Genomic DNA, 22,006 nt, shown 5'->3' with positions numbered 1-22,006 from the left:
AAATGAGGCATCATGGGATTGTTCGGTTTCGGCAAGAAACGCGCCAAGAAGCAGACCGAGGAGGACGTTGAGGATCAGAAGGACCAGTCCAAGGAGCACGACGAGTCCACTGAGAAATCTGATCTGACGACTGAAGCGGACCGCGATGAGACGGCTGCGGAGCAGGACGAAGCCGAGCAGAGCGGGAAAGGCCCCTGGGACAGCATGGATCCCGAGGCCCCCGACACCGATGAGTACCTGGACATCGGCGCCCTGATGCTGCCCTTCCTGCAGGGCAGCGAGCTCAGGCTCAAGGCCAATTCACAGACCGGCGACGTGCTGGGAGCCACCATCACCTACAAGTCCTCCAGTCTGGAGCTGGAGCCCTTCGCGGCCCCCAAGTCCCTGGGCCTGTGGGACGAGGTCCGGGCCGACCTGCTCAAGGCCAATCCCTCCTGCAAGGAGGTGGACGGTGTATTCGGCAAGGAGCTGACCCTGCCCGTCAAGGTCAAGGGCAAGAACCTGCTGACCCGTGTGGTGGGGGTCGACGGACCCCGTTGGATGCTGCGAGGCATCTTCTCCGGCCCGGCAGCCAAGGGTGGCAAGGAGAAGGATGTGCTCGACGGATACCTGGCCGACCTGGTCGTGGTCCGTGGCGATGAGCCCCTGGCCCCCCGCGACCTAGTTCCCATGCATGCGCCCATCACCCCCAACCAGCGACGCGGAGAAGCCGAAGATTCGGAGTCCAAGGACGATGAGGCAGCGCAGATCCCCGGCAAGCCGGAGGGCCCCTTCGACTCGGACCAGCAGACCGAGGTGAAGACCACACTGTCTCGCGGACCCATGTTCTCGGAGGTCCGCTGAGGCTGTGAAGCAGAAGCATTCCGGACTGGCAGCGCTGGCCGACGACGATTTCTCCGTCATGGAAGCCATCGGCGGATGGCGGGGGATTGTCGAGTCCCTGCTGCCAGGGCTGGTTTTTCTGGTTGTTTTCCTGGTGACCGGCCGTCTGGGGCTGACCGTGGCGGTTTCGGCGGCCCTGGCCCTGGTGCAGCTTCTGATTCGCCTGGTCCAGCGGCAGTCCTTTCTGGGTGCGCTGACCGGTCTGCTTTCGGTGGGCATCTGCCTGGTGGCTGCATGGCTGACCCGGGATGCGCGTAACTACTATCTGCCAGGATTCCTGACCAACGGATTCTGGATTATCGTTTTGGGCTCCTCACTGCTGGCACGGATACCCGGCATAGGCTTGGTTGTGGAGTACCTGCGCCGACCTGTCGTCTCAGGCTGGAAGCAATGGCTGGCCTCTTGGCGCAGTGAACCGGATCTGGTACGGGCCTATACCCAGGCCACTCTGGTCTGGATCGCCGTCTTCGCGCTGCGCCTGCTGGTTCAGGTGCCGCTCTACCTGACTGGTTCCGTCGGGTTTCTTGGCGCCGCACGCCTGATATTGGGCCTGCCCTTGTTCGCCCTGGGCATCTGGATTAGCTGGCTGCTGATCGGGGGCCCCTACCATCGCCGCCAGGCTGACCAGGGTCAGGCCGATCAGGAGGTTCACGCCGATCATGACTGAGACCAGGGTTCGTCTGCGCATCGAACGCTATGCCGACCAGGGCCGTTGCGTGAGCCACTTGGAGGACGGCCGGGTGGTCTTCGTCCGCTTTGCCCTGCCCGGAGAGCTGCTGGAGGTCCTCTTGGACGAGCCTCACGGTCGGGCCGACAGATTCGCCACGGGCGAGGTCACTCAGGTGTTGGAGGCCAGCCCTGACCGACGCGAACCCGTCTGGCCCCTGGCTGGACCCTTGGCCTGGGGAGGCGGCCTGGGTGGTGCCGATCTGATTCACGTGAGTCTGCCCGGTCAGCTGACCTGGAAGGCCGATCTGATCAGTCAGCAGATGTCCCGTTTGGGCGGGGTGGACGTCCAGGTGCCGGTGGCCCGTGTTCCGGGCGATGAGGAGCTGGGCGGCCTGCACTGGAGGACCCGAATCGAGCTGGTGGCCGACGACCAGGGACGCCCCTCCATGCGTAGGCGGGGTTCGCATGACCGCCTGCCGATTCAGACCATGCCCCTGGCTACCCAAGAGCTGCTGGACCTGGCCGACGAACTGGGCATCTGGGAGGGCGGCCTGCCGGCGGGTGCCCGCATACGCCTGGCCGTGCCCCAGCCGCGCGATGGGGGACCGGTTGGCGACAACTTCGCCCTGCTGGTGGATGGCCGCCTGAGCAAGGGGAGCCGCCTGTTGACGGAGCGGCTGGAAGCCGGAGCAGGATCTGTCTACCAGGTCCGGGCTGACGGATTCTGGCAGGTCCACCGCCAGGCACCGGTCGTGCTGACCAAGGCGGTCCTGGATCAGGCCAGGCAGGCCCTGGATGGAGTCGCCGAACCGGTCATCTGGGATCTCTACTGCGGGTCAGGGCTCTTCACCCTGCCCCTGGCCGCCCTGGCTGACGGACGTGCCCGGCTCCTGGCCGTGGAGGGATCCGCCGGAGCCATTGCCAGCGCGAAACACAACGTGAAGCAGGCCGGACTGGACCGGGTGGTCCTGCGGCGAGGGGACGTGGCCAAGGTCCTGGCTGGCGGTGCGCCCAAGGGGCTGGGACATCCCGACCTGATCCTGCTGGATCCGCCCAGGGCCGGCGCCAAGGCTCAGGTCTGCCGACTGTTGGCCGCCAGCGGGGCTGGGACCATCATCTATGTGGCCTGCGACCCGACCAGCCTGGCCAGGGATACGGCCACCCTGATCTCCCTGGGGTACAGCCCCAAGCACCTCGAGGCCTTTGACATCTACCCGATGACCCATCATGTGGAGACCCTGGCGGTCTTCACCCGCACGGTGGGAAGGCAGCGCTGACATGAGCCGCGCCGGGCGGATTGTGGCAGCAGTCAGGCGGCTGGCGGGTCTGCTGCTGGCGGTCGCTCTGCTGGCAGGTCTGCCCATGCTGACCGGTTGCGTCCCCAAGGACAGGGCCGTGGGCGACTCCTGGCATGAGGGTACCGTGCCCCATGACGGCGTGGATCGCTCCGACACGCTCGTGGCTTTGATTGGATGCCCGCAGAAGGGTGACAAGGACCCGGATACCGGTCTTGACAGCCGCATCCTGGCATCCTTGAAAGCCGAACGCATGAAGGGCTATTTCTCCTCGGCGCAGTCCACCAGCGATCAGCAGGATGGGGTGCAGGATGCCATCAACCGCGGGGTCAGTCTGATTCTGATCCGTCGGCCCGGAGCCGGCGACTGGGCCCCTGCTTTGAAGGCAGCCCGGAAGGCGGGCATCCCTGTGGTAGAGTTCGCTCAAAGCGCCAAGGCTTGGACCCCTGACCCAGGTAGGCTCTACTATGCGGCTACGGTTCACCCGGTCGATCCTGCCGGGAATCCACACGCGCCCTTGCTGGCTGACGCTCTGCAGACCATTGTGGACGACGGACCGCATGCAAGGATTATGGCCGTGCGCCTGAGCGCCGACTGAGAGGGGGGCCAAGGATGAGCACAGGCAGTGAGCAAGAGCCGACTACGGGCACAGCAGCGGGCACAGGCTTTCCGGACACGGACCGGCCTGGGCTGAGCTCCCGGGAAGTGGAGCAGCTGAAGGCCCAAGGCCTGGTCAACGTCTCCCAGAACCAAACATCCCGCAGCCTGGGCCAGATCATCCGCGACAACATCTTCACCCTTTTCAACGGAATCATCCTGACCGCCATGGTGGTGGTCCTGCTGACCGGCCAGTGGAAGGATGCGGTCTTCGGCCTGGTCATCATCATCAACACCGGCATCGGCGTGGCCACCGAGCTCAAGGCCAAGCACACCCTGGACGGGCTGTCCATCCTGGTGGCCTCCGACTACACGGTGCGCAGGGATGGGCGCAACCTGACCGTGCCCCACGATGACATCGTCAAGGGGGACCTGCTCTGGATCCGCTCCGGGGACCAGGTGCCCGCCGATGCGAAGATCATCGACACCTACGGCCTGGAGCTGGACGAGTCCATGCTGACCGGCGAGTCGCGCACGGTCAAGCACAAGCCGGGCGACCAGGTCTACTCGGGCTCCACGGCCGTCTCGGGCATGGCCCTGGCCCAGGTGACCGCCGTGGGCGCCGACTCCTACGCCGCCACGCTGACGGCCAAGGCCAAGGTCTACAAGAAGGTCCGTTCCGACCTGAACGAGGGCATCAACACCATCCTCAAGGTCATGACCGTGGTGGTCATTCCCCTCTGCCTGCTGCTCATCTTCACCCAGATGCGGACCGTGGGCGGCTTCCAGACGGCCCTGGCCACCGGAGCCTGGCGGCAGGCCGTGGTGTCCGCCGTGGCCGGGGTGGTGGGCATGATCCCCGAGGGTCTGGTCCTCTTGACCTCACTGAATTTCGCCCTGGCCGCCATCCGCCTGGCCCGGCATCAGACCCTGGTCCAGCAGATGGAGTCCGTGGAGACCCTGGCCCGGGTGGATGCCCTGAACCTGGACAAAACCGGCACCATTACCGACGGGGGCATCGTCTACGACGACCTGCACCAACTGGTCGAGGACATCCCGGCACCGCAGCTGCGGCAGGCCCTGGTGGATGTCTGCGCGGAGGAGAGCCCCAACGCCACCGGCCGGGCCATCCTCAAGGGGATGGACGACCTGCGCCCCGGCAGAGCCGTCAGCCGCCTGCCCTTTTCTTCGGCCCGCAAGTGGAGCGCTGTGGCCGACCAGTCCGGCAAAATCTGGTACTTCGGCGCCCCGGAGGTGCTCCTGGCCTCCCAGGCGGGCAGCTGGCCCCAGGTGGACCAGCAGGTGGCCGACCTGGCCGACCGTGGCTACCGGGTGCTGATGCTGGCCGCCCCCGATGGGTATCCGAGCACCGACCAGCCTGACTACTTCACCAGCAACCCCGACCTGCCCGGGAACCTGAAGCCCCTGGCCCTGATTACCTGCTCGGAGCACATCCGCGACGACGCCGCCGAGACCCTGGCCTGGTTCCGCCAGCAGGGCGTGCGCTGCCGGGTCATCTCGGGCGACAACCCGGCCACGGTGGCGGCCATCGCCAACAAGGTGGGCCTGACCGGCGACCGGGCGCCCAGGGCCATGGATGCCCGTCAGCTGCCCAAGGACACGGCTGCCCTGGCCGATGTCCTGGAGGACGTGGACGTGCTGGGCCGGGTCCTGCCCGACCAGAAGAAGGCCATCGTCCAGGCCCTGCACCTGAAGGGTCATACGGTGGCCATGACCGGCGACGGGGTCAACGACTCCCTGGCCCTGAAGGAGGCGGACCTGGGCATCGCCATGGGCAATGCGGCGGCCGCCACCAAGGCCGTGGCCCAGCTGGTCCTGGTGGATTCGCGCTTCTCCCACCTGCCCGACGTGGTGGCCCGGGGCCGGCAGGTCATGGCCAACATGGAGCGTGTGGCCGGCCTCTTCCTGGTCAAGACCGTCTACTCGGCCCTGATCTCCCTAGGCGTGGTCCTGACCGGCATCCCCTTCCCCTACCTGCCCCGGCACATCACCTACATCGGCGCCCTGACCATCGGCACCCCGGCCTTCTTCCTGGCTCTGGCCCCCAACACCAGGCGCTACCGGCCCGGCTTCCTGAAGCGTGTGGTCACCTTCGCCCTGCCCTCGGGCATCGCCACGGCCTTGATTGTGCTGGCGACGGCCTGGAGCCTGCCCGGCCTGCTGGGACTGGACCTGGCCCGGTCCGGCGACCTGGGGCGTTGGCGTTCGGTCTGCGCCATCGTCCTCTTCTGCATGGGCGTGCTGGTCCTGACCCAGGTGGCCCGGCCCCTGCGCTCCTGGAGGGGGCTGCTGGTCCTCTTCTTCGCCGCAGCCGGGGTGATCGGGGCCCTGATCCCCGTTGTGGCGCGGTTCTTCGCCATCAGCCTGCCCACCGGTCCGGCCCTGGCCGCCACCGTGGCCTTCGCCCTGGCGGGTGCCCTGCTCATGGTCCTGGCCGTCCTGGGCTATCCGGCATGCGCACGTTACATAGGCCAGGTAACACATAGGCGCTAAGAATGAACCTCACAAGCACAGATAAGCGTCACTGACGGCCTGGGGTCCTCCCGCCGCCGGTCCACATGGGCGCAAGGGCAGTGCCTGAGCGTCCAAGGAAGGGGTGGTGCATGTCAGAATCCGCACAAGATGCCGGTCGTTCCAAGCTCAAGGTGGGCTCCGAGGAGTTCGAATACTACCGGATCAGCGACCTGCCGGGCATCGACCACCTGCCCTACAGCCTGCGCATCCTGGCCGAGAATCTGCTGCGGCACCAGAACGGGACCACGGTGACCCGGGACCAGCTGGACCAGCTGCTGAACTGGGACCCCAAGGCCCAGCCCGACAGGGAGATCCAGTACAGTCCCGCCCGGGTGCTCATGCAGGACTTCACCGGCGTGCCCTGCATGGTCGACCTGGCCACCATGCGCGATGCCGTCAAGGCCCTGGGCGACGACCCCTCCCTGGTCAACCCGCTCATCCCCGCGCAGATGGTCATCGACCACTCCGTCCAGGTGGACAGCTCGGGCGTGCCCGGCGCCTTGGAACACAACATGGACATGGAATACCGGCGCAACAGTGAGCGCTACCGCTTCCTGCGCTGGAGCCAGCAGGCCTTCCGGAACTTCCGCGTGGTGCCCCCGGGCACCGGCATCATCCACCAGGTCAACCTGGAGTACCTGGCCCAGGTGGTCATGCGCAGGGACAGGACCAAGGGGGAGGGGCCGGCCCTGGTCTACCCGGACTCCTGCGTGGGCACCGACTCCCACACCACCATGGTCAACGGCCTGGGCGTGCTGGGCTGGGGCGTGGGCGGCATCGAGGCCGAGGCGGCCATGCTGGGCCAGCCCATCTCCATGCTGGTGCCCCAGGTCCTGGGCTTCAAGCTGACCGGGTCCATTCCCGAGGGGGTCACCGCCACCGACGTGGTGCTGACCGTGACCCAGATGCTGCGCGAGGTGGGCGTGGTGGGCCGGTTCGTGGAGTTCCACGGCAAGGGCCTGGCCCAGGTCCCCCTGGCCAACCGGGCCACCCTGGGCAACATGAGCCCCGAGTTCGGCTCCACCTGCGCCATCTTCCCCATCGACCGAATCACCCTGGACTACCTGCGTCTGACCGGCCGCAGCGACGAGCATGTGCGCCTGGTGGAGGCCTATGCCAAGGCCAACGGCCTGTGGATGGACCCGGAGGATGCCGACTGCCCCGAGCCCGAGTATTCCCAGGTGCTGGAGCTGGATCTGTCCACGGTGCGTCCCTCTATTGCCGGCCCCCGGAGGCCCCAGGACCGCATCCTGCTGGATCAGGCCCAGCAGACCTTCCATCGGGACCTCAAGGATTACATCGACCAGGGCAGGGACAGCGACGGCGAGGCTGTGCCGGTCAAGAAGGCCGACGGCAGCGAGTTCAGCCTGCGGGACGGGGATGTGGTCATCGCGGCCATCACCTCATGCACCAACACCTCCAACCCCTCGGTCATGGTGGCCGCCGGTCTGCTGGCCCGCCAGGCCCGGGCCCGGGGCCTCAAGCCCAAGCCCTGGGTCAAGACCTCGCTGGCTCCCGGCTCCCAGGTGGTGACGGACTATCTGAACCGGACCGGCCTGAGCAAGGACCTGGACGCCCTGGGCTTCGAGCTGGTCGGCTACGGCTGCACCACCTGCATCGGCAACTCCGGCCCCCTGGACCCGGCCATCCACCAGGCCATCGCCGACCACGACCTGACGGTGACGGCCGTGCTCTCGGGCAACAGGAACTTCGAAGGGCGCATCAGCCCGGATGTGAAGATGAACTACCTGGCCTCGCCGCCCCTGGTGGTGGCCTACGCCCTGGCCGGCAGCATGGACTTCGACCCCTGGAGTGACACCCTGGGCCAGGACAGCCAGGGCAAGCCGGTCATGCTGGCGGACATCTGGCCCTCCCAGGAGGCCATCGAGTCCGTGGTGGGCACCGCCCTGGACCGGGACATGTACCTGCGCGACTATGCGGACGTCTTCGGCGGAGACGAGCGCTGGCGGAAGCTGGAGGTGCCGGAGGGCGAGCTCTTCCACTGGGATCAGGATTCCACCTACATTCGCCGCCAGACCTTCTTCGATGGCATGAAGGCCCAGCCCGACCCCCTGGAGGACATTCATGGGGCCCGGGTGCTGGCCCTGCTGGGGGATTCGGTCACCACCGACCACATCTCGCCCGCAGGGGCCATCAAGGCCGACGCGCCGGCCGGCCGCTACCTGCAGGAGCACGGCATAGCCCCCAGGGACTTCAACTCCTACGGCTCCCGGCGCGGCAACCATGAGGTCATGGTCCGGGGAACCTTCGGCAACATCCGCCTGCGCAACCAGCTGCTGGCCTCGGTGGGGCTGGATGTACGCCCGGGAGGGTTCACCTACGACTTCCTGAACGGCCAGGAGACGACCATCTTCGAGGCGGCGCAGGACTATGCCAGGCAGGGCACGCCCCTGGTGGTGCTGGCCGGCAGCGAGTACGGCACGGGCTCCTCCAGGGACTGGGCGGCCAAGGGCACAAGGATGCTGGGTGTGCGGGCCGTCATAGCCAGATCCTTTGAGCGCATCCACCGCAGCAACCTGATCGGCATGGGCGTGCTGCCGCTGGAGTTCCCTGCGGGTCAGTCGGCCCAGAGCCTGGGGCTGGACGGTCAGGAGACCTATGACCTGGTTGGCGTCGACGCCTTGAACAGCTCCCTGCCCGAGCAGGTCCAGGTGCGGGCCCAGCGGCCCGACGGCAGCACGGTTGAGTTTGCGGCCAAGGTGCGCATCGACACCCCTGGCGAGGCTGAGTACTACCGCAACGGCGGCATCCTGCAGTACGTGCTGCGTGGGCTGCTGTCCAGGGCCGATCAGGAGGCCTGAAGATACAAAAAATCCCCGCCCCCAACGTTAGGGGCGGGGATTTTCTTTTATCAGTTGCGGTCGCCGACCAGATTCAGGATGTAGAGGAAGAGGTTGACGAAGTCCAGGTAGAGGTTGAGGGCGCAGAGGATGGAGACCCGCTTGATGGCCTCCGGCCCCTGGCTGCGATAGGTGGCGAAGATGACCCTGGTCTGCTGGGCGTCATACATGGTCAGTCCGGCGAAGAGGATGATGCCGATGGCCGAGACCACGCGCAGGGCCGTGTTGGAGGGGGCCACGAAGAGCATGACCACCTCGACCAGGATCAGCATGAGCAGGCCGGCCATGAAGATGGATCCCATGCCCAGCATGTTGCGCCGTGTGGTCAGCGCCAGCATGCTGAGGACGAAGAAGAAGCCTGCGGTGATCACCAGGGTCAGCATGATGGAGGGCAGTGAGTAGGTCATGAAGATGGTGCTCAGGGTGAAGCCCATCAGGGCCGCATAGAGGTAGAACATGACCCGGGCGGTGGAGGTGCGCATGCGCATAACCCGGAAGCTCAGAATCATGGCGAAGGCCACCTGGACCACGGCCATGCCGATCCACCCCAGGGTGCCCGTGGCCTGCATGAAGGCCAGGAGCAGTCCGGTGCGGGCGGTCAGATAGGCCGTCAGGGCGGTGACCAGCAGGCCGACCGCCATCTCCGCATAGGCGCGGGACATGGAGGCCCGCTCCGCCTTTTCAAAGCTGTATGCTGCGTTGGTGTCGATGGGCGCGCCCATGCCGTAGGGCTCACCGCCCTGCATGGTCGGCATCGGCTGCTGTGTGTACTGACCGTATGGGGCCTGCGGCCGCGGATTCCCGTTGAAAGCCATCTGCTCCTCCTTGTCTTCCCGCCTGTGGCGGGATGGTCGTCTTGTTCAATTCTACATGGCCGGTTTGGCCATATAACAGGTGTTTGCTCTGGTTGGAATCAGGCGGGGGTGGCCGCCATGGTGGGGTGGTTGCATGCCCACATCCCGCCATGGCGGTTGCCCCCTCTCCTGATGTGCCGTCCAGACTTTGCAGGCTGGGCGGAGTGTGGTGGGGGTGCGGGAGGGAAGTGTCGGCTCTCTTGGGGTTTGAGCCTACAGTGACACGTTTCCTCCCTGCTCCCCCTGTGTAGGGCCGGGGGCGGGGGGATTGATACGCCGCCCGGCCGCTCTTACTCGGGTGAAGCGTGTAGCAGTTGGTGTGTTTCTTTCCGGTGGCGGCGTGAGGCCAGGACGCCGCCCATGCCGGTCATGCCTGTGGCCAGGGCGAGCAGGATGCCTTCCCCGCCTGCCTTGGGGAGCACGCCTGCGGGCAGGTACGTGTATTTGAGCGAGGTGTCGGTCAGCGTGCTTCCTGCGCCGCCCAGCGTGTAGTCCACGCTGACCGTGACCATGCCCGGCTGGTGCGCGGGCGTGAACACGCTGACACTGCTGCCGTCGCCGCGCGTCAGGCCTGATACGGCGGTCTGGTCGAACCTGACGCCGATGATCACTAGCTGCAGGTTGAACGACACCGGCACAGGAACAAGACTCCTAGCGCTACTGTTATATATTCCTGTGGGGATGCTGTCGTTGCCGAGCTGGCCGTACCAGTTGAATCCCCAGGCGTAGGCGTTCCCGTCGCTGCCCACGGCCAGCGAATCATGGAGTCCGGCGCTGACCTGTGTGGCTTGCAGTTCTTTGTTTGTGTTAGTGGGGTCGGCGGGGTCGCGCACGCGCGCAGGAACAGACGAATCGTTGGTGGTGTTGTTGCCGAGTTCGCCATAGCTGTTGGATCCCCAGGCGTAGGCGTTGCCGTCGCTGCCCAGGGCTAGGGAATGATCGCATCCGGCGCTGACCTGCAGGTAGGTGAAATCCTCTGGCAGGTCCGGGTACGTGTTGCGGTCGGGCGTCTTCACTCTGACCGGCGTATACCGGCTGGAGTTCGTCCCGTCGCCGAGCTGGCCATAGTAGTTGTTTCCCCAGGCGTAGGCGTTGCCGTCGCTGCCCAGGGCCAGCGAATGCTGCCATCCGGCGTTGACCTGCGCGTAGGTGAAATCCTCTGGCAGGTCCGGGTACGTGTTGCGGTCGGGTGTCTTCACCCTGATCGGCGTATTCCGGTCGGTGTATGTCCCGTCGCCGAACCGGCCATCGTCGTTGCTCCCCCAGGCGTAGGCGTTGCCGTCGCTGCCCAGGGCCAGCGAATAATTGCGTCCGGCGCTGACCTGCACGTAGGTGAAATCCTTGGGCAGGTCCGGGTACGTGCTGCGGTCGGGCGTCTTCACCCTGACCGGCGTAGCCTGGCTGTAGCTGGTCGTCCCGTTGCCCAGCTGGCCATACGTGTTGTACCCCCAGGCGTAGGCGTTGCCGTCGCTGCCCAGGGCCAAAGAATGCCGGTCTCCGGCGCTGACCTGCAGGTAGGTGAAATCCCCTGGCAGGTCCGGGTACGTGCTGCGGTCGGGCGTCTTCACCCTGACCGGCGTAGCCTGGCTGTAGCTGGTCGTCCCGTTGCCGAGCTGGCCATACGTGTTGTATCCCCAGGCGTAGGCGTTGCCGTCGCTGCCCAGGGCCAGCGAATGATATTCTCCGGCGCTGACCTGCGCGTAGGTGAAATCCCCTGGCAGGTCCGGGTACGTGTTGCGGTCGGGTGTCTTCACCCTGACCGGCGCATTCTGGTTGGTTCTCGTCCCGTTGCCGAGCTGGCCATAGCTGTTGTCTCCCCAGGCGTAGGTGTTCCCGTCGCTGCCCACAGTCAAAGAAAAAGCTCCTGCTTGTGATCCGCTGACCTGGCTGAACCTGATGCCCCGGCTGGCGCCGTCAGGCGGGGTGATGGTCGTGGACTCCCTGCCCAGCTGGCTGCCCTTATTAGGGCTGATGCTCCACGAGCTGTTCCGGCTCTCCGGCGACCATTTCGCGGTCAGGGTCAGATCCTTGGTGACGGGCCTGCTGAAATCGTAGGCAGCCTGCCCGATGAACCATCCGTCGAACTGGAAGCCTTCGCGCGCCGGATCGGGAGAGGGCCGTTTCACCCTGCCGTTGGTGGTGGGGAAATGCTGGTCTGCTGGTTGTGGTTTTCCCCCGCCCGTGTCGAAGTGGACCGTAAGCGTGGATCGTGGTTCGGCGCCTCGCATCAACGGCCGGTCGACAGTGTACGTAAGGCTCCTGGTGAAGGACTGGCCGTCCTGCCTGCCGGCGATGAGGATGGCGGCTTGCCCGGGCTTGCGTGCGGGTATGTCCGCCTGCCATGAGCCGTTGTTCTTGCCGAGCGTCAATGTTTGGCTGTCCATACTGGCTGACTCCAGGATGGGCGCGGTGCTGGTGTCGATCCTGTCGGGTTTGCCGGCCTTGCCCTGCTCGTCGAGGTTCCACGTGAATATGTCGCCCTGCCTGCTGATGGCGGTGATCCTGCTGCCTGTGCTCGCGGCTTGCACGTATAATTGGTTCCCGTTGTCTGCGTGCCTGGGCGCTTTTCCGGGCTTCCACGCCCAGAGGCGGCCGTCCTTGCCGGTGATCATGACCTGGTCGTTACTGCTGTTGATTCTGCCGATCTGCGCGCCGTCCGGTAGGCTGACGGGTGCGAGACTGTTGGTGCTGTCGGCCAGGTAATTGGCCTGCCCGTCCGCGTCCAGGAGGAGGATCCCCTGGTTGAGGGCCTGGGCTTGGATGATGCGCATGCCCGGGTCATGCTTGATGCTTGTAGTTTTGGCTTTTCCGGTGTTGTCCACATCCCATCTCCAGGCTTGCCCATCAGAGTCCACGATGAGGATCCGGCTGCTGGAGGCGGCGGCGAGGACGGCTTGCACCTTTCCGGGCAGGCTGATTGTTTCCTGCTCGGTGGGCTTCGGGTTCGGATTTTGACTGGCCTGATAAGTGTGGATCTGTCCCTGCTGGTCCACGGCCAGCAGCCGGTCGTCGCTTATGCTGATGCTGCTGAACTTGGTTTTCTGACTGGAGTGGAGAATCTCGGGTGCCGCTTGCTCGTTGGCCCAAGTGTAGATGTGCTGGTCGGATCCCAGTGCGGCCTGCCGTCGGCTGCCGGCTGTGGCCTGCAGGTAATGGAACCCGTCGGGAGCATGGGCGGGGAAGGGAACCTGTTTGGGTGTGCCGTCTTGCGCCCATGTGTAGATGCGGCCGTCGCCTGTCAGACCGATAAACCGGTCTCCAGTGGCATAGATGTTGACATAACATGGCTCCTGTCGACTGGGCGGACTGATGGTCAGCCGGGCTCCGGAAGCAGGCCCATGATCCGGGCTCAGCGTCCAGTCCGTGACCTTGGTCCATTTGGCTATCAGGGTCATGTCCTGGAGTATGGGGGTCTGGAAGTCGAAGGGCTGGCCGTCAAGCATCCACCCGTCGAACCGGAAGCCATCATGCACAGGGTTCATTCCCAAGGGAGCGGCGAGAGTACCGGTTTGCACGGTTGACTGTGTTGGCTTGCTGCCGTTATTCGGGTCGAAGCGCACTGTATGTGAAGCCTGAGCATCTGTCTTTTCGGCTGATTTAGCCGGAGTGGGTTCTGCGCTGTCAGGTGTTCCCGTCGTCGATGACGTGGTTTCTGGACTTGCTGTTGGGCTTAACGGTGTGGTGGTCTGTATTGGTGATGGTGAGGGCAGTGGGGTGCTGGTTGCGTTGCTGGGGAGGGTGCCGGGGGTTTGCTTAGCTACGCGAGGGGTCTGACGACCCCCCCCCCCCGGTGAATATGGGAGCGTCCGCTTGGGCGGATGCGACGCCCAGGCCTGCGAGCAGGCTGATCAGGACGGTCATCATCGCCATGATGCGGCGCAGACGGGAAACCAGATGCATGAAACCAAAACCCCTTCACCAACACCAAGCGGAATCAACACCGCCTGCCTAATAAAGTTCTGTCTGTCGGAAAGCCGTGCTGTCTGTCAATGCCAGCCCTGCATCGGATTGCAGGAGCCATGGCGCAAGCCAGCCGTCTTCTCGACGTCCCCCGCTTTTCACCCTACCACGCGGTCGGCAGACAACACACATAAGCCAGAGCCAGCCGTCCGAGGACAACGAGTTCGGCAGCTGACGTTACGGAATTATGCCAGGACGGGGAGAACAGGCAGAGGCCAGGCTTGTCCGGGTGGTAAGCCTTGTTGCCTGCCCTGCTGTGTTCATCTCCCTTCCTGGGCGGAAACAAGAGAGGTCTGCCTGTATCCCCACAGGCGGAAGTGTGGTGGGGGCGCGGGAGGGAAGTGTCGGCTCTCTTGGGGTTTGAGCCGTAAGTGGCACTTGTCCTCCCTGCTCCCCCTTGATGGGCCGGGGGCGGGGGGATTGATACGCCGCCCGGCCGCTCTTACTCGTGCGAAGCGTGAACCAGTTGGCGTGTTTCCTGCCGGTGGCGGCGGGATGCCAGGACCCCGCCCATGCCGGTCATGCCGGTGGCCAGGGCCAGCAGGATGCCTTCCCCGCCTGCCTTGGGGAGCACGCCTGCGGGCAGGTACGTGTATCGGAGAGAAGTGTCGGGCGTTTGGGGTGCGCCGCCCAGCGTGTAGTCCACGCTGACGGTGACCGTGCCCGGCTGGTGTGCGGGCGTGGTCACGCTGACGCTGCCGCCATCGCCGCGCGTCAGCCCTGACACGGGGGTCTGGTCGAACCTGACGCCGGTGATCACCAGAGCCAGGTTGAACGACACCGGCACAGGAACAGTCGAGTCTCTGGTGGTGCCGTTGCCGAGCTGGCCATTGTCGTTGTTTCCCCATGCGTAGGCGTTCCCGTCGCTGCCCAGGGCCAGCGAATGAGAGTCTCCGGCGCTGACCTGTGTGGCTTTCAGTCCTTTGCTCTTGTCAGTGGGGTTGGCGGGGTCGCGCACATGCGTAGGAACAGTCGAAGAGCCGCTGTTGTTGCCGAGCTGGCCGTAGCCGTTGGATCCCCATGCGTAGGTGTTGCCGTCGCTGCCCACGGCGAGGGAATGCTGCCATCCGGCGCTGACCTGCAGGTAGGTGAAATCCTTGGGCAGGTCCGGGTACGTGTTGCGGTTGGGTGTCTTCACCCTGACCGGCGTATACCGGTTGGTGGTTGTCCCGTCGCCGAGCTGGCCATAATCGTTGTTTCCCCAGGCGTAAACGTTGCCGTCGCTGCCTAGGGCCAGGGAATGCCGGTATCCGGCGCTGACCTGCAGGTAGGTGAAGTCCTCTGGCAGGTCCGGGTACGTGTTGCGGTCGGGCATCTTCACCCTGACCGGCGTATACCGTGTGGTGCTTGTCCCGTCGCCGAGCTGGCCATAGTAGTTGTATCCCCAGGCGTAAACGTTGCCGTCGCTGCCCACGGCGAGGGAATGCAGGTACCCGGCGCTGACCTGCAGGTAGGTGAAGTCCGCTGGCAGGTCCGGGTACGTCTTCCGGTCGGGCATCTTCACCCTGACCGGCGTAGTCTGGCTGTAGCTGGTTGTCCCGTTGCCGAGCTGGCCATTGTTGTTGTATCCCCAGGCGTAAACGTTGCCGTCGCTGCCCACGGCGAGGGAATGCTGCCATCCGGCGCTGACCTGCACGTAGGTGAAATCCTTGGGCAGGTCCGGGTACGTGTTGCGGTCAGGCGTTTTCACCCTGACCGGCGAATGCTGCTCGGTGGTCGTCCCGTCGCCGAGCCGGCCATAGTCGTTGCGTCCCCAGGCATAGGCGTTCCCGTCGCTGCCCAGGGCCAAGGAATGGAAGGCTCCGGCACTGACCTGCAGGTAGGTGAAATCCTTGGGCAGGTCCGGGTACGTGTTGCGGTCGGGCATCTTCACCCTGACCGGCGAATGCTGCTCGGTGGTCGTCCCGTTGCCTAGCTGGCCATAGTAGTTGTCTCCCCAGGCGTAGGCGTTGCCGTCGCTGCCCACAGCCAAGGAAAAACCATAGGGAGTAGTACTGTCGAATGTTGACGCGCTGACCTGGTTGAATCGTATGCCTCGGCTGGCGCTGTCTGGCGGGGTGATGGTGGTGGATTCCCTGCCCAGCTGGCTGCCCTTGTCGGGGCTGATGCTCCACTTGGTGTTCCGGCTTTCAGTCCATTTGGCGGTCAGGGTCAGATCCTTGCTGACGGGCCTGCTGAAATCGTAGGCGATGTTGCCGATGAACCATCCGTCGAACAGACAGCCTTCACGAGACGGGTCGGGGGAGGGCCGCTTCACCCTGCCGTTCGCGGCTGGGAAACTCTGGTCTGCTGGTTCGGGGTTTCCGCCTCCCGTGTCGAAGTGGACCGTGAGCGTGGATCGTGGTTCGGCGCTTCTAGTCAGTGTCTGGTCGACCGTGTAGTTCAGGCTTCTGGTGAAGGGCTGGCCGTCCTGCCTGCCGGTGATGGTGATGACGGCTGGACCCGGCTTGCGTGCAGGGATTTCCGCCTGCCAGATGCTGCTGGTCTTGCTGAGTTTGAGCGGTTGGCTGTCCAGGCTGGCTGATTCCAGGGTGGGGTCGGTGCTGGTGTCGAGTCTGGCTGGCTTGCCGGGCTGACCCTGCTCGTCCAGGCTCCATTTGTATATGTCGCCCTGCCTGCTGATAGCAATGATCCTGTTGCCTGCAGCTGTTGCCTGCACAAACTGCCGGTTCCCGTTGTCCGTGCGCATGGGCGCCTTGCCGGGCTTCCAGGCCCAGACCTGGCCGTTCGTGCCGACGATCATGGCCTGGTCATTGTTGGTGGCGGCCGAGCTGGCTTTCATACCTTCTGGCAGGTTGACGGCTGTGGAATCGGCTGCGGTGTTGGCCAGGTACCGGGCTTGCCCGTCCGCGTTCAGAAGGAGAAACCCCTGGTTGAGGGCTTGGGCTTGGACGGTGCGCATGCCGGGCTGCTGTTTGATGCGTGCGGGTTCGGCTTTTCCGGTGTTGTTCTTCTCCCAGGTCCAGGCTTGCCCGTCGGCGTCCAGGGCGAGGATCCGTCTGGCTGAGGCTGCGGCGAGGACGGCCTGCGCCTGCCCCGGCAGCCTGGTTGTGGTTTGCTCGGCGGGCTTCTGGTGCGGATTCTGGCTGCCGGTCTGGCTGTCTTGGAAGGCGTGGACCCGGCCCTGCCAGTCCACGGCCAGGAGCCGGTCATCGTACATGCTGATGCTGGTGAACCTGCTGCTCTGGCTGGTGTCGAGGATCACGGGTGTCGCTTGTTGGCTGTTCCAGGTGTAGATGTGCTGGTCTGATCCTAATGCGGCCTGCGATCGGCTGCCGACCGTGGCCTGCAGGTAGTGGAACCCGGCAGGAGCCTGGGCGGGGGAGGGAACCTGTTTGGGTGTGCCACCTTGCGTCCATGCGTAGATGCGGCCGTCGCCGGTCAGGCCGACAGTCTGGTCTCCTGCGGTTTGGACGCTGACATAGCAGGGTTCCTGCGGGCTGGGCGGGCTGATGGTCAGCCGGGCGCCGGTGGCGGGCCCGTGGTCCGGGCTCAGCGTCCAGTCCGTGGTCTTCGACCATTGGGCTTTCAGTGTCGTGTCCTGGATGATGGGGGTCTGCAAGTCGAAAGGCTGGCCGTCAAGCGTCCATCCGTCGAACAGGAAGCCCTCGCGCACTGGGTTCTGTTGCGGGGGAGCGGCGAGAGTGCCGGTTTTCACGGTTGATTGAGTAGGCGCGTTCCCGTCAGCTGGGTCGAAGCGCACTATGTGTGAAGTGTGATCATCGGTATCGGATGGCTTGGTTGAAGCGTATCCTATGTTGTCCGGACTGCTTGTTGACAATTGCGGGGTATTTGGGCTTGGTGTCGTGGAGCTCAGTGGCGAGGAAGGTGTCAGCGGTGATGGCGAGGGCAGTGGAGTGTTTTTTGCGTTGCTGGGGAGAATGCCGGGGGTTTGCTTAGCTACGCGAGGGGTCTGACGACCCCCCCCCCCCGGTGAGTACAGGAGCGTCCGCCGCGTTTGCGGACGCGACGCCCAGGCCTGCCAGCAGGCCCAGCAGGACGGTCATCATCGCCAACGCGCGACGCAGACGGGAAACCACATGCATGACTCGTAAACCCCTTCACCAACACCAAGCGGAGCCAGCGGCTCGCTTAAAAGCGTCTTGTTTGCCGGAAAGCCGTCCTGTCTTTCAACGCCAACCCTGCACCGGATTGCAGGAACTGTGGCGGAAACCAGCCGTCTTCCCGTTACCCCTGTTTTTCACCATACCACCGGTCTGACAAGCAACACACAAGCCGGATCCAAACGCCCGACGGCTGTGATTGCAGTAATTGGGCATAGTCGGCTGCTTAGGGCAATTATGAAATTGCATGAAAGGGGCTGGCTAGGATCAGGCGGGGATGGCCGCCATGGCGGGGTGGTTGCATGCCCACATCCCGCCATGACGGTTGCCCCCTCTCCTGATGTGCCGTCCAGACTTTGCAGGCTGGACGGAGTGTGGTGGGGGCGCGGGAGGAAAGTGTCGGGCTCTCTTGGGGTTGAGCCTTAGGTGATACGTTTCCTCCCTGCTCCCCCTATGTAGGGCCGGGGGCGGGGGGATTGATACGCCGCCCGGCCTGTCTTACTCGTGCGAAGCATGTAGCAGCTGGCGTTGTTCTTTCCGGTGGCGGCGTGAGGCCAGGACCCCGCCCATGCCGGTCATGCCTGTGGCCAGGGCGAGCAGGATGCCTTCCCCTCCGGCCTTGGGGAGCACGCCTGCGGGCAGGTACGTGTATCTGAGGGTAGTGTCGGGCGTTTGGGGTGCGCCGCCGAGCGTGTAGTCGACGCTGACGGTGACCGTGCCCGGCTGGTGTGCGGGCGTGGTCACGGTGACGCTGCCGCCGTCGCCGCGCGTCAGCCCTGATGCGGGGGCCTGGTCGAATCTGACGCCGGTGATCACCAGAGCCAGGTTGAACGACACCGGCACAGGAGCCGACTTGCTGTTTCTGCTGCCGTCGCCGAGCTGGCCATAGGTGTTGTATCCCCATGCCCAGGCGTTCCCGTCGCTGCCCACGGCCAGCGAAAGATGGGATCCGGCGCTGACCTGTGCGGCTTGCAGTCCTTGGCTCTTGTCGGTGGGGCTGGCGGGGTCGCGCACGCGCTTAGGAACAGGATTCTTGTCACTGTATCCGCTGGCGGTGTTGTTGCCGAGGTTGCCATACCAGTTGCATCCCCAGGCGTAGGCGTACCCGTCGCTGCCCACGGCCAGGGAATGATCGCCTCCGGCGCTGACCTGCAGGTAGGTGAAGTCCGCTGGCAGGTCCGGGTAGGTCTTGCGGTCGGGCGTCTTGACCCTGACCGGCGCATACCGTGTGGTGCTTGTCCCGTCGCCGAGCTGGCCGTTGCCGTTGTATCCCCAGGCGTAAACGTTGCCGTCGCTGCCCAGGGCCAGCGAATAATAGATTCCGGCGCTGACCTGCAGGTAGGTGAAGTCCGCTGGCAGGTCCGAGTAGGTCTTCCGGTCGGGCGTCTTCACCCTGACCGGCGCATGCCGCTCGATGGTTGTCCCGTCGCCGAGCTGGCCATAGTAGTTGTATCCCCAGGCGTAGGCGTTGCCGTCGCTGCCTATGGCCAGGGAATGATCGTATCCGGCGCTGACCTGCAGGTAGGTGAAGTCCGCTGGCAGGTCCGGGTAGGTCTTGCGGTCGGGCGTCTTCACCCTGACCGGCGTGTACCGGCTGCTGCCTGTCCCGTCGCCGAGCCGGCCATAGTAGTTGTATCCCCAGGCGTAAACGTTGCCGTCGCTGCCCAGGGCCAGGGAATGACCCCATCCGGCGCTGACCTGCAGGTAGGTGAAATCCGCTGGCAGATCCGGATACGCCTTCCGGTCAGGCTTCCTCACCCTGACCGGCGCATGCTTGTCGTCTCTCGTCCCGTCGCCGAGCTGGCCATAGTAGTTGTATCCCCAGGCGTAAACGTTGCCGTCGCTGCCCACGGCCAGGGAATGATAGGTTCCGGCGCTGACCTGCAGGTAGGTGAAGTCCGCTGGCAGGTCCGGATACGTGCTGCGGTCGGGCGTCTTCACCCTGACCGGCGCATGCTTGTCGTCTCTCGTCCCGTCGCCGAGCTGGCCATTGCCGTTGTATCCCCAGGCGTAGGCGTTGCCGTCGCTGCCCACCGCCAGGGAAAAATTATAGGTGGAGTATGTTGATCCGCTGACTTGGTTGAATCTGATGCCCCGGCTGGCGTTGTCTGGCGGGGTGATGGTCGTGGGTTCCCTGCCCAGCTGGCTGCCCTTATCAGGGCTGATGCTCCACTTGGTGTTCCGGCCTGCGGGCGTCCAGTGGGCGGTCAGGGTCAGGTCCTTGTCGACGGGCCTGCTGAAATCATAGGCGACCTGACCGGTGAACCATCCGTCGAACAGGAAGCCCTCACGCACAGGGTCGGGTGAGGGCCGCTTCACCCTCCCGTACGGGGCGGGGACATGCTGGTCTGCTGGTATGGGGCTTCCGCCTCCCGTGTCGAATCGGACCGTGAACGCGGATCCTGGCTCCGCAGCTCGTGCCAGCGGCTGGTCGACCGTGTACGCAAGGCTCCTGGCGAAAGGCTGCCCGTCCTGCCTGCCAGTGATAAGGATGGCGGTTGATCCTGGCTTGCGGGCGGGCATATCTGTTTGCCATGAGCCGTTGCTCCTGCTGAGCGTCAATGCGTGGCCGTCCAGGCTGGCTGATTCCAGGATGGACGCTGTGGCGGTGCTGACTCTTGCTGGCTTGTCTGGGTTGTTTTGAGGGTTCATGCTCCATGTGAGCATGCCGCCCTGCCTGCTGATGGCGGCGATCCCGCCGCCGGCAGCGGCGGCCCGCACGTACTGCTGGCTCCCGTCATCCGCCCGGGCGGGCCTGCTGCCGGGCTTCCAGGCCCAGACGTGGCCGTGTTTGTCGATGATCGTGGCCTGATCGTCGCTGCTGTTGATTGTGCCGGTTTGCTCGCCGTCGGGCAGGCTGACGATTGTCGGGCTGCTCTTGCCGTCTGGCAGGTACCGGGCCTGCCCGTCCGAGTCCAGGAGGAGGAACCCCTGGTTGAGGGCCTGGGCCTGGACGATACGGGTTTCCGGCTGCTGCTTGACGCGTTCGGGCTTGGCTTTCCCGAGATTGCTCATCTCCCAGGTCCAGGCTTGCCCGTCCTCGTCCACGATGAGCGCCTGGCTGGCGGAGGCCGCAGCGGTGACGGCTTGCGCTTTCTCGGGCAGGCTGATGGCGGCCTGCTCCAAGAATTTCGGGTTCTGATTCTGGCTGTCGGCCTGGCTGGTCTGATAGGTGTGGACCTGTCCCTGCCGGTCCACCGCCAGGAGCCGATCGTCGTTCATGCTGATGCTGGTGAACCCGACATCCTTGCCGGTGTCGAGGAGCGTAGGTGCTGTTTGTCCGCTGTCCCAGGTGTAGATCCGCTGGTCGGATCCTAACGCGGCCTGCCGGCGGCTGCCGGCTGCAACCTGCAGGAAGCGAAACCCGTCGGGGGCCTGGGCGGGGGAGGGCACCTGTTTGGGCGTGCTGTCCTGCGTCCAGGTGTAGATCCGGCCGTCGCCGGCCAGGCCGAGGAACTGGTCTCCGGCGGCATGAACGCTGGAAAATCCAGGCTCCTTGCTGTCGGGCGGACTGATGGTCAGCCGGGCGCCGGAGGCGGGCCCGTGGTCCGGGCTCAGCGTCCAGTCCGCGGCTTTCGACCACTGGGCTTTCAGGGCCGTGTCCTGGAGGATGGGGGTCTGCAAGTCGAAGGGCTGGCCGTCACGCGTCCACCCGTCGAACCGGAAGCCGGGTCGCTGCGGATTCTCCTGCGGGGCAGCGGCGAGGGTGCCAGTTTTCACGGTTGACTGGGTGGGCTTGTTTCCATCAACTGTGTCGAAGCGTACTACGTGCGTGGTTTGATTATCCGTCTTGCCAGATGGCTTGGTCGAAGCTGAGTCTGTGTTGTCCGGCGTTCCCGTCACCGATGATGGGGTTCCTGGGCTTGTTGTTGGGCTTAACGGTGTGGTGGCTTGTATCGGCGATGGGGAGGGCAGCGGGGTGCTGGTCGCGCTGCTGGGGGGAATGCCGGGGGTTTGCTCAGCTACGCGAGGGGTCTGACGACCCCCCCCCCCCGGTGAGGACAGGAGCGTCCGCTTGGGCGGATGCGACGCCCAGGCCTGCCAGCATTCCCAGCAGGACGGTCATCATCGCCAGGATGCGGCGCAGACGGGAAACCAGATGCATGAAACCAAAACCCCTTCACCAAACACCAAACGGAATCAACACCGCCTGTTATCAAAGTTCTTCTTGTCGGAAAGCCGTGCTGCCTTTCAACGCCAGCCCTGCATCACATCGCAGGAGCCAATGGCGAAGCCAGCCGTCTTCTCGACATCCCCCGCTTTTCACCCTACCACCCAGCCAGCAAACA

At 64.9% G+C, this 22,006-nt stretch carries 7 protein-coding genes and 3 pseudogenes; 6 read left to right on the top strand and 4 right to left on the bottom strand.

Going from position 1 to position 22,006, the window contains the following annotated elements; all coding sequences use genetic code 11:
* Positions 1–12: 12 nt before the first annotated feature.
* The 6 genes from AACP62_RS04420 (at position 13) to acnA (ending at position 8,800) form a co-directional block, all read left to right on the top strand.
* Entirely contained in the window at positions 13–843 is an 831-nt protein-coding gene (locus AACP62_RS04420) for a DUF3710 domain-containing protein (protein WP_339346675.1), read from the top strand.
* Between the two features lie 4 nt (positions 844–847).
* Positions 848–1,549 carry a DUF3159 domain-containing protein gene (locus AACP62_RS04415; RefSeq protein ID WP_339346674.1) on the top strand — a complete coding sequence of 234 codons (702 nt, stop codon included), beginning with the start codon at positions 848–850 and terminating at the stop codon, positions 1,547–1,549.
* Positions 1,542–2,828 carry a class I SAM-dependent RNA methyltransferase gene (locus tag AACP62_RS04410; RefSeq protein WP_339346673.1) on the top strand — a complete coding sequence of 429 codons (1,287 nt, stop codon included), beginning with the start codon at positions 1,542–1,544 and terminating at the stop codon, positions 2,826–2,828. Before AACP62_RS04415 ends, AACP62_RS04410 begins: the two co-directional genes overlap by 8 nt.
* A 1-nt stretch (position 2,829) precedes the next feature.
* The gene (locus tag AACP62_RS04405; protein WP_339346671.1) at positions 2,830–3,444 is read left to right on the top strand and encodes a substrate-binding domain-containing protein; all 615 of its coding nucleotides are present in this window, start codon (positions 2,830–2,832) and stop codon (positions 3,442–3,444) included.
* A 14-nt stretch (positions 3,445–3,458) separates the two neighbouring features.
* Positions 3,459–5,957, top strand: coding sequence for an HAD-IC family P-type ATPase (locus tag AACP62_RS04400; RefSeq protein ID WP_339346669.1), 2,499 nt, complete (start codon positions 3,459–3,461; stop codon positions 5,955–5,957).
* Positions 5,958–6,067: 110 nt separating this feature from the next.
* Positions 6,068–8,800 carry an aconitate hydratase AcnA gene (gene acnA / locus AACP62_RS04395; protein ID WP_339346667.1) on the top strand — a complete coding sequence of 911 codons (2,733 nt, stop codon included), beginning with the start codon at positions 6,068–6,070 and terminating at the stop codon, positions 8,798–8,800.
* Between the two features lie 50 nt (positions 8,801–8,850).
* Here the strand turns inward: acnA and AACP62_RS04390 are convergent, their stop codons facing one another.
* From AACP62_RS04390 to AACP62_RS04370, 4 genes and pseudogenes are all read right to left on the bottom strand, one after another.
* Positions 8,851–9,654: a Bax inhibitor-1/YccA family protein gene (locus tag AACP62_RS04390; protein WP_339346666.1), complete on the bottom strand. Its 804-nt coding sequence runs from the start codon at positions 9,652–9,654 to the stop codon at positions 8,851–8,853.
* Positions 9,655–9,983: 329 nt separating this feature from the next.
* Positions 9,984–13,593: pseudogene (locus AACP62_RS04385) on the bottom strand (RCC1 domain-containing protein).
* Between the two features lie 502 nt (positions 13,594–14,095).
* Positions 14,096–17,699: pseudogene (locus AACP62_RS04375) on the bottom strand (RCC1 domain-containing protein).
* Positions 17,700–18,215: 516 nt separating this feature from the next.
* A pseudogene (locus AACP62_RS04370) lies at positions 18,216–21,822 on the bottom strand (RCC1 domain-containing protein).
* Positions 21,823–22,006: the final 184 nt, after the last annotated feature.

Origin of the sequence: Bifidobacterium apis (assembly GCF_036986835.1) — a bacterium.
In the GTDB taxonomy this organism is placed as follows: Bacteria; Actinomycetota; Actinomycetes; order Actinomycetales; family Bifidobacteriaceae; genus Bombiscardovia; species Bombiscardovia apis_A.
This window is presented reverse-complemented; position numbering and strand designations above follow the sequence as displayed.

Excerpts from the sequence above, each read along its gene's own strand:
- AACP62_RS04420 (WP_339346675.1), top strand. The coding sequence starts at position 13 with ATGGGATTGTTCGGTTTCGGCAAGAAACGCGCCAAGAAGCAGACCGAG.
- AACP62_RS04410 (WP_339346673.1), top strand. The coding sequence starts at position 1,542 with ATGACTGAGACCAGGGTTCGTCTGCGCATCGAACGCTATGCCGACCAG.
- AACP62_RS04405 (WP_339346671.1), top strand. The coding sequence starts at position 2,830 with ATGAGCCGCGCCGGGCGGATTGTGGCAGCAGTCAGGCGGCTGGCGGGT.
- AACP62_RS04400 (WP_339346669.1), top strand. The coding sequence starts at position 3,459 with ATGAGCACAGGCAGTGAGCAAGAGCCGACTACGGGCACAGCAGCGGGC.
- acnA (WP_339346667.1), top strand. The coding sequence starts at position 6,068 with ATGTCAGAATCCGCACAAGATGCCGGTCGTTCCAAGCTCAAGGTGGGC.
- AACP62_RS04390 (WP_339346666.1), bottom strand. The coding sequence starts at position 9,654 with ATGGCTTTCAACGGGAATCCGCGGCCGCAGGCCCCATACGGTCAGTAC.